Below are 1,295 nucleotides of genomic sequence, written 5' to 3' on the forward strand. Positions count from 1 at the left end.
GAGCCCAATTTGACCGATGCTGCCCAGTGCCTCGATGACCGCTATCAAGAGCGCTTCTGCAATTCGCTGTATGGACAGACATCATCTTCAAACGGAACGTGGCGGCGACGAAACCTTGTTCCCGCTACAGCCTCTGGCTTGCCGATCCGGTCCATCCTGAAATGACGGAAGTCCTCGCGCCCGGGGTCCCATCCCACAAGATACCAAAGCGGCGGCAGGATGAGCATGGCCTGCGGTTCGACTTCGCGCCGTGTAAGCTGACCCTTCGCATCGCGATAGTCAAAGCGGATGAGTTCGCGTTGAAGAAATGCTTTCTCGAACGCCGGTAGCAGGTCTCGGTCCATCTTGCCCATGTCCGACAGGTTCTGGAGCGGTGAAAGCTTACCGATGTGCAGACAGTCCAGAAAGGCGCGCAGATCTTTCACCTTGTCGCCGGGCAGCGACTTTTCGATCTTGGCCAGTCCAGCATCCGCAAGTTCCGAGAACGGCAGGTTTCCAGCCGCGCGCATGGCGGCGACGCTGATCAGAAGGGCGAAGACCTCGGGCACCGATAGCCGCGCATTCGTCTGGACGGACTGCGGATCAAGCTGAAGCCCGCCGCCACGACCGACATCGGAATGGATCACATAGCCCTGATTCCGGAGCGCGATGATGTCACGCAACACGGTGCGGCGGGAGGTGCCGACCTCTTCGGCCAACGTTTTGATCGTGGATGTCCCGTTGCGGCGGAGCATACGCACGATGGCGTCTTGTCTGATGCGAATATCCATAGCCTCACCTTAGCATAAAAGGTGACAGATTTTGGCACTGTTTCAATCTACACGGTTTCCAGCAAAGCAAAACAGGAGACTTGCAACATGGAACGGAAAGCTGTGAATCCTTGGGATTGGTCGATCAAGCTGGGCTACAATCAGGCCGAAATCATCGACGGAGCTACCCGTCAGTTGATCTGCGCGGGCCAAACCGGCGTCGACCGCGAAGGCAACCCGCTGCATCCTGGTGATATGCGCGGTCAGATCGGCGCGGCGCTCGACAACCTCGAGGCCGTTCTGAAGCACGCAGGCATGAACCTGAGCAATGTCGTGAAGCTCGGTGTTTTCGCAACCGATGTCGATGAAGCGCTGAAGAATTTCGACTTGATGGGCATGCGATTTGGCCCGCATCAAGTGGCCCCGCCGATGACGCTATTGGGGGTGACACGCCTCGCGATTCCCGGACTTCTCTTCGAGATCGAAGCAACGGCTTTGGCCTGAGAAACGGAAAAAGCGGTCGTTCGAGGCAAAACCGTGAACGGC

General features: G+C 57.8%; 2 protein-coding genes. One reads left to right on the top strand and one right to left on the bottom strand.

Going from position 1 to position 1,295, the window contains the following annotated elements:
- Positions 1–44 precede the first annotated feature (44 nt).
- A complete protein-coding gene (locus FHD68_RS18580; protein WP_139086598.1) occupies positions 45–770 on the bottom strand; it encodes a helix-turn-helix transcriptional regulator in 726 nt (241 codons plus the stop codon).
- Between the two features lie 21 nt (positions 771–791).
- On the opposite strand from FHD68_RS18580, the gene FHD68_RS18585 reads away from it, so the two are divergent.
- A complete protein-coding gene (locus FHD68_RS18585) occupies positions 792–1,253 on the top strand; it encodes a RidA family protein (RefSeq protein ID WP_244297993.1) in 462 nt (153 codons plus the stop codon).
- Positions 1,254–1,295: the final 42 nt, after the last annotated feature.

The sequence above is a fragment of the Paracoccus marcusii genome, assembly GCF_006151785.1.
In the GTDB taxonomy this organism is placed as follows: domain Bacteria; phylum Pseudomonadota; class Alphaproteobacteria; order Rhodobacterales; family Rhodobacteraceae; genus Paracoccus; species Paracoccus marcusii.